Origin of the sequence: Nonomuraea sp. 10N515B, assembly GCF_052245915.1 — a bacterium.
Taxonomy (GTDB): Bacteria; Actinomycetota; Actinomycetes; order Streptosporangiales; family Streptosporangiaceae; genus Nonomuraea.
Genome location: NZ_JBQQBQ010000042.1, coordinates 86,577 through 93,284 on the forward strand (window position 1 = coordinate 86,577; position 6,708 = coordinate 93,284).

Sequence of the window (6,708 nt, forward strand, 5' to 3'; positions counted from 1 at the left end):
CTCTTACCTGGTCGTTCGTAGCGTGGGGCGCATGGATGAGTCCCAGGATCCGGCCGTGACGGGGCGGCGCGCGGTGGCCCGGCTGCGGGTGTGGGCCGCCGCGCGCCGCCCCTATGGGGCGCTGGCGCTGGTAGCCGTCTGCTTCACGGTGGTTCAGCTGGTGTTCACGGCGCGGATCGGGCTGGGCTGGGACGAGAGCGTTTACCTCAGCCAGGTGGCCCGCGGCGTGCCCGCCGCCGAGTTCACCGCGCCACGCGCCCGCGGGGTTCAGCTCCTGGCCGCGCCCGTCGCCCTCCTCACGCCGTCGGTGACGGCCATCCGCGGGTATCTGAGTGTGCTGTCCGGGATCGCGCTGTTCCTGGCTTACGCGCCGTGGGTCCGGCTGCGGCCGGGGCCGCTCGCGCCGCTGGCCGCCGCGCTGTTCGCCGGGCTGTGGCTGTCGGTGCTGTACGGCAACGAGGCCATGCCGAACATGTGGCTCGCCTACTGTGCTGTCGCCGGGGTGGGCCTGGCCTGCCTGGCCGGCAGGCGCCCCCGGTCCCGGCTGGTCGCGGCCGGGGTGGTGGCGGCGTTCGCCCTGGCGTCACTGCTGCGCCCTTCGGATGCGACCTGGCTGGCGGTGCCGCTGCTCGGGTACGGGATCGTGCGGCGGCGGGTGGGGCTGCTCGCGGCGGTGGCGGCGGGGCTGGCGATCGGGTGGGCGCAGTGGATGGGTGAGGCGCTGGTGCGGTTCGGCGGGCCGGTGGCGCGGCTGCGCGCGGCGGGGGCGGAGAACGCGACGGGGCTGCACTTCAGCCTGCCCGATCATCTGCGGGCGTTGAACGGGCCGCTGCTGTGCCGCTTCGGCGTCGAGTGCGGGGGTTACCCACTGGCGCAGATCGCCTGGTTCGCGGCCGTGCCGGTGGTGGCGGGGCTGGGCGTGTGGGCGGCGCGGCGTCGCTCACTCCTGGCGGCCGCTGCCTGCGGCCTGTCGCTCGCTTGCGTCTACCTCTTCACCGTCGGCTATGCCGCTCCGCGTTTCCTGCTGCCCGCCTACGCCCTGCTGGCCCTCCCGGTCGCCGCGGGGGTCGTGTGGTTGTGCCGGCGGCGCGGCACCGCGGTGCTCGCCGTCGCCGCCGTGGTGTGCTACTTCGTCCTGCAGGCGAGGTCCGTCGTCGTCCACGGTGGCGCCGTCCACGCCGCCCGTGCCGTGAATCCGGCGGCCGCGGCCCGGCTGCAGCAGCTGGGCCTGCGCCCGCCGTGTTTCCTGTACGGTCACGACGCCGTGCAGATCGCCTTCCTGGCGCGGTGCGCCGCGCATGGGGTCTTCCGTCATTACGGCGGCCGGTCGTCGGTGCCGTCGTCGATCAGGGCCGCGCTGCGGCGGGGCGACTGGGTGGGCGTCATCGCGACCTCCCGCCGGCCGCCGGCCCCGTTCCTGGCGTCCTGGACGGCGGTGGAGCTGCGGCTGGACGGCGGCCGGCGGCGGTACGTGTTCGTGCCGCCGGGACGCTGAGCCTGCGCGCGAGGCGTCGCGGGCGGGTGCATAGACTTGTGCGACGTGACGTCGAAGCCGCGTATCCCGAATGTCCTGGCCACCCGCTATGCCTCGCCGGAGCTGACCCGCCTGTGGTCGCCCGAATACAAGATCGTCGCGGAGCGGCGGTTGTGGCTGGCGGTGTTGCGGGCGCAGGCCGAGCTGGGGATCGCGGTCCCGGAGGGCGCGATCGCCGACTACGACAAGGTGGTCGAGCAGGTCGATCTGGACTCGATCGCGGCGCGGGAGCGCGTCACCCGGCACGACGTCAAGGCCCGCATCGAGGAGTTCAACGCGCTGGCCGGGCACGAGCAGGTGCACAAGGGCATGACCTCGCGGGACCTGACCGAGAACGTCGAGCAGCTGCAGATCCGCGACAGCCTGCTGCTGGTGCGCGACCGGACGGTGGCGCTGCTGGCGCGGCTGGCGACGCTGGCCGAGGAGCACGAGGCGAGCGTGATGGCGGGCCGCTCGCACAATGTGGCGGCGCAGGCCACCACGCTGGGCAAGCGGTTCGCGACGGCCGCCGATGAGCTGCTGGTGGCCTACCGGCGGCTGGAGGAGCTGATCGGCCGCTACCCGCTGCGCGGCATCAAGGGCCCGGTCGGCACCGCCCAGGACATGCTGGACCTTTTGGGCGGCGACCGCGGCAAGCTGGCCGAGCTGGAGGGCCGGGTGGCCGCGCATCTGGGCTTCGCCTCCCGTTTCACCAGTGTCGGGCAGGTCTATCCGCGGTCGCTGGACTTCGAGGTGGTGACCGCGCTGGTGCAGCTGGCGGCGGCGCCGTCGTCGCTGGCCAAGACGATCCGGCTGATGGCCGGGCACGAGCTGGTCACCGAGGGGTTCGCCGAGGGACAGGTCGGCTCGTCGGCGATGCCGCACAAGATGAACACGCGCTCGTGCGAGCGGGTCAACGGCCTGGCCGTGGTGCTGCGCGGCTACGCCTCCATGACGGGGGAGCTGGCGGGCGACCAGTGGAACGAGGGCGACGTGTCGTGCTCGGTGGTGCGGCGGGTGGCGCTGCCGGATGCGTTCTTCGCCTTCGACGGGCTGGTGGAGACGATGCTGACGGTGCTGGAGGAGTTCGGCGCCTTCCCGGCGGTGATCGCCGCCGAGCTGGGCCGCTACCTGCCGTTCCTGGCCACGACGAAGATGCTGATGGCGGCGGTGCGGGCGGGGATGGGCCGCGAGCAGGCGCACGAGCTGATCAAGGAGCACGCGGTGGCGGCGGCGCTGGCGATGCGTTCGCGCGGCGCCGGCAACGCGCTGCTGGACCTGCTGGCCGGCGATGAGCGCTTCCCGCTCGATCGTGAGCAGCTGGAGGCGTTGCTGGCCGACCGGGTGTCGTTCACCGGCGCGGCGGCCGATCAGGTGGAGGCGGTCTCGCAGCAGGTGGGCCAGGTCGTGGCGGCGCATCCTGAGGCGGCGCTCTACCGGCCGGGCGCGATCTTGTGACGCGCGCGTGCGCGGCGTGCGGGCCTGGCGTGTGCTCGCCTGACCCGGCCTCCTGACCTGCCGGCCGCCGCGGGGAAAACCGGGTGTGGTTCGGGCGGCGCTCGTGCACAGTTGACGGAGTGATGTCCAACTTTGTGCCTGGTATTGAGTTGTCGCGGGACTTCTACCACGAGGTCGTGGCCCCATTGGTGCCCCGGGTGCCGCACAGTGCGGCGTTGATCGGCCCGGGGTCGGAGGTGCTGGCGTTCGACACCGCGCGGTCGGCCGATCATGACTGGGGGCCGCGGGTGCTGGTGTTCACGGCGGCGGCGGACGTGGCCGAGGTGGAGGCCAAGGTGGTGGCGGGCCTGCCGGAGCGTTTCCGCGGGTTGCCGACGGTGTTCGGCTACCACGGCGAGGTGCGGCCCGGGGTGACGGTGACGGAGCCGGGCGCGTGGCTGAGGGACATGCTCGGCTTCGACCCGCGGGCCGGGGTGTCGCTGCTGGACTGGTTGTCGGTGCCGTGGCAGCGCCTGGCCGAGGTGACGTGCGGGGAGGTGTTCCACGACGGGCTGGGCGCGCTGGAGGCGGCCAGGACGGCGTTGCGCTGGTATCCCCAGGACGTGTGGCGGTATGTCCTGGCTTGTCAGTGGCGGCGGATCGCAGAGGAGGAGCCGTTTCCCGGCCGGTGCGGCGAGGTCGGCGATGAGCTGGGCTCGGCCGTGGAGGGGGCGCGGCTGGCGCGGGAGGTGATGCGGCTGGCGCTGCTGCTGCGCCGCCGTTACCCGCCGTATCCCAAATGGCTCGGCAGTGCGCTGGCGCGGCTGCCGGGCTCGGCGGAGCTGGGGGAGTGCCTGGGGGTCGCCGTGGCGGCGCGATCGTGGCGCCGGCGCGAGGAGGGCCTGACGGGGGCGTACGAGCGGGTGGCGGCGTTGCAGAACCGGGTGGCGCTGGCCGAGCGGCTGGATGAGGGGGTGCGGGGGTTTTTCGACCGGCCGTTCCGGGTGATCGGGGGAGACCGGTTCGCCGAGGCGCTGATGGCGTCGGTGTCGGATGCGACCATCAAGGGGTTGCCGGCGGTGGGGTGCGTGGATCAGCTGTCGGATTCGACGGATCTGCTGATGGCCCCCGGGCGTGCCAGGGCGGCGACGGCGGCCGCCCTTGGCCTCACGGCCTAGTGATCTACATTGTAAAGGACCTCGGGCTGGTACGGCATACCATGATCTCCTGGCACATCAGCCGACGAGGGCAGCGGCCAGTTCCTCGACGCGGACGCGCCAGGCGGGCAGGGTGACCGGGTCGCCGGTGCAGGTGAGGATCAGGCGCGCGCCCTGGCCGGTGCCCTGAGTCAGTTCCCAGCGGACGGTGCCGCTCGGGGTGTCGTATTCGAGGATCTTGCCGGTTTCGGTGCGGGTGACGGGGCCTGCCGGGACGCCGGTGGCGGTGAAGGGCGCGGGGGGCGGGTCGCCGAGCGTGGCCTGGTCGCCGCTCAGGTGGTGCCAGACGTCGTCGGCGGGGCGGGTGAGCTGGCGTTCCAGGCGCAGGGTGTCGCCGTCGACGGTGGCGGGGTCGAGGCCGAGGATGTGGATGTAGTCCTCGTGCAGGCGGGCCATGGCGGCGGGGTCGTGCGCGAAGGGTCGGCCGTCGAGGTGGGCGCGCAGGGCGGCGATGCAGGTGTGCCAGCCGGTGGTGAAGCTGGCGGCGCCGTGGCGGTCGGTGAAGGTGTGGGTGAAGGTGAGCAGGGTGCCGGGGCCGTCGGGCTGGAGCTCCCAGCGGAGGTGATCGTCGCCCCAGGTGTGGGCGAAGACGTGGGGTGGGTCGTGGTGGGTGATGCGGCCGTCGGGGCCGAAGCTGTAGGTGATGCGGTCGCCGTCGATGGTGACCTCGGCGGGGAACCAGGCGGCGAGGTGTTCGGGCTGGGTGATGGCGCGCCAGACCTTGTCGGGTGGGTGGGGGAGGCGGCGTTGCATGCGGACGGTGGTGCGGCCGTCGGGGTGCAGGGTGAGGGTTTCGTTCACTGGTCGTCCTCCATGGTGTCGAGGTGGGCTTCGAGGCGGTCGAGGGTGTGGGTCCAGAGCCGGCGGTAGGGGGTGAGCCAGGCGTCGATTTCGGCGAGGGGGGCGGGGCGGAGTTCGTACCAGCGGCGTTGGGCGTCCTTGCGGACGGTGACGAGGCCGGCTTCGCGCAGGGCGCGCAGGTGTTTTGAGGTGCCGGGCTGGGTGAGGCCGAGGTGGGCGGTGAGTTCGCCGACGAGGCGGGGCCGTTCGAGGAGCAGGTCGAGGATGTGGCGTCGGGCGGGTTCTGCGAGCACGTCGAAGCGCATACCCGCGAATATACCGGCTGGGTTATATGCCTGCAAGGGCATGTATCAGGGGTGGCGGCGGGCGTTGGCGTGGATGGCCTGGCGCAGGTAGCCGGCCAGGCCGGGGGCGAGGGCGTCGTAGGCGGCGGTGAAGCGGGGGTCGTCGACGTACAGGTCGCCCAGGCGGCGGTGCATGTCGTGACTGCAGTCGTAGAACCAGCGGGTGATGTGGCCGCGGTGGCGTTCGGCCAGGTCCATGGCGTGCTCGCCGTCGGCGGGCAGTCCGGCCTTGAAGGCGGCGACGAGGTCGCCGCCGATGGCGGCGGCCTCGGCCTTGAGCTCGAGCCAGTCGGCCTTGGTGTAGCCGGCGACGCGGCGGCGGCTTTCGGCGTACTGGGCGGTGTCGCCCCAGCGGCGTTCGACTTCGGCGTCGTGGTCTTCGGGGCGGAAGCCGCCGAAGATCTCGAAACGTTCCTCGGGCGTGAGGGGGAGGTCGAGGGTGCGGGCCTGCATGGCGCGTTCGACGGCGGCGATGACGTGCTGGAGGTGCTGGGCGCGGCGGGTGAGCAGCTCGTGCTGGCGGCGCAGGTGGGTGAGCTCGTCGGTGGGGGGTTCGTCGAGGATGACGGCGATCTCCTCCAGGGGGAAGCCGAGTTCGCGGTAGAGGAGGATGTGCTGCAGGCGGACGAGGTCGGCGTCGGTGTAGCGGCGGTAGCCGGCGCGGGTGCGCTCGCCGGGGGTGAGCAGGCCGATCTCGTCGTAGTGGTGCAGGGTGCGGACGGTGATGCCGGCCAGCCGGGCGACCTGCCCTACGGAGAAGCTCATGTCTCCACTGTGCGGTCTGCCGTTGCGTGAGGGTCAAGCCGGCTGGACTCTCCCTTGGTGGGAGGCCCCATGCTGGGGGTGTGGAAGAGGATCTGCTGCCGATCGGGCAGTTCGCCCGGCTGGGCCGGTTGAGCGTCAAGCAGTTGCGGCACTACGACGAGCTGGGGTTGTTGCGGCCGGCGTATGTGGACGCGGGGACGGGTTACCGGTATTACCGGGCGGCGCAGGCGCGGGAGGCGCTGGCGATCGGGTTGCTGCGGTCGATGGACGTGCCGTTGGCGGTGGTGGCGCAGGTGCTGGCGGGCGGGCCGCAGGCGCTGGCGCCGGTGCGTGCGGAGCTGGAGGCGGAGCTGGCGCGGCGGCGGCGGATGCTGGCGGCGTTGGAGCGGGTGATGGCCGAGGGGTTGCCGTCGGCGCGGGTGCGGCTGGTGGCCGAGCCGCCGCGGCGGGCGGCGGTGGTGCGGGAGGTGGCGCGGGGCCCGGAGGACATCGGGCGGGCCACGTCGGCGGCGGTGCGCCGGGTGTTGCGGTGCCTGCCGGCGGGCGGGGCGGAGGTGCGGCTGATCGGTTTGTTCCCGGTGGAGCTGGGCGAGGTGGTGGAGGTGTCGGTCGCGCTGGTGCTGGGCGATGA

Annotated in this window: 7 protein-coding genes; 4 read left to right on the top strand and 3 right to left on the bottom strand. The window is 72.9% G+C overall.

Annotated features, from left to right (window positions below; genetic code table 11):
• Window positions 1-31 precede the first annotated feature (31 nt).
• The 3 genes from ACTWQA_RS41510 (at window position 32) to ACTWQA_RS41520 (ending at window position 4,128) form a co-directional block, all read left to right on the top strand.
• A complete protein-coding gene (locus tag ACTWQA_RS41510; protein ID WP_443164373.1) occupies window positions 32-1,495 on the top strand; it encodes a hypothetical protein in 1,464 nt (487 codons plus the stop codon).
• A 45-nt stretch (window positions 1,496-1,540) separates the two neighbouring features.
• Entirely contained in the window at window positions 1,541-2,971 is a 1,431-nt protein-coding gene (purB, locus tag ACTWQA_RS41515) for an adenylosuccinate lyase (protein ID WP_443164374.1), read from the top strand.
• A 122-nt stretch (window positions 2,972-3,093) separates the two neighbouring features.
• A complete protein-coding gene (locus tag ACTWQA_RS41520; protein WP_443164375.1) occupies window positions 3,094-4,128 on the top strand; it encodes a DUF4037 domain-containing protein in 1,035 nt (344 codons plus the stop codon).
• Between the two features lie 57 nt (window positions 4,129-4,185).
• On the opposite strand, the gene ACTWQA_RS41525 is transcribed toward ACTWQA_RS41520, so the two are convergent.
• From ACTWQA_RS41525 to ACTWQA_RS41535, 3 genes are read right to left on the bottom strand one after another with little or no spacing between them, the layout of a single operon-like run.
• Window positions 4,186-4,968: an SRPBCC domain-containing protein gene (locus ACTWQA_RS41525; protein ID WP_443164376.1), complete on the bottom strand. Its 783-nt coding sequence runs from the start codon at window positions 4,966-4,968 to the stop codon at window positions 4,186-4,188.
• Window positions 4,965-5,273 (bottom strand): ArsR/SmtB family transcription factor, encoded by a 309-nt coding sequence (locus tag ACTWQA_RS41530; RefSeq protein WP_305918784.1) that lies wholly within the window; start codon window positions 5,271-5,273, stop codon window positions 4,965-4,967. The genes ACTWQA_RS41525 and ACTWQA_RS41530 overlap by 4 nt, the downstream gene beginning before the upstream one ends.
• 45 nt (window positions 5,274-5,318) lie before the next feature.
• Window positions 5,319-6,077: a MerR family transcriptional regulator gene (locus ACTWQA_RS41535; RefSeq protein ID WP_443164377.1), complete on the bottom strand. Its 759-nt coding sequence runs from the start codon at window positions 6,075-6,077 to the stop codon at window positions 5,319-5,321.
• A gap of 80 nt (window positions 6,078-6,157) precedes the next feature.
• On the opposite strand from ACTWQA_RS41535, the gene ACTWQA_RS41540 reads away from it, so the two are divergent.
• Window positions 6,158-6,708: MerR family transcriptional regulator (locus ACTWQA_RS41540; RefSeq protein ID WP_443164378.1), on the top strand; the 551-nt coding region annotated here is incomplete at its 3' end.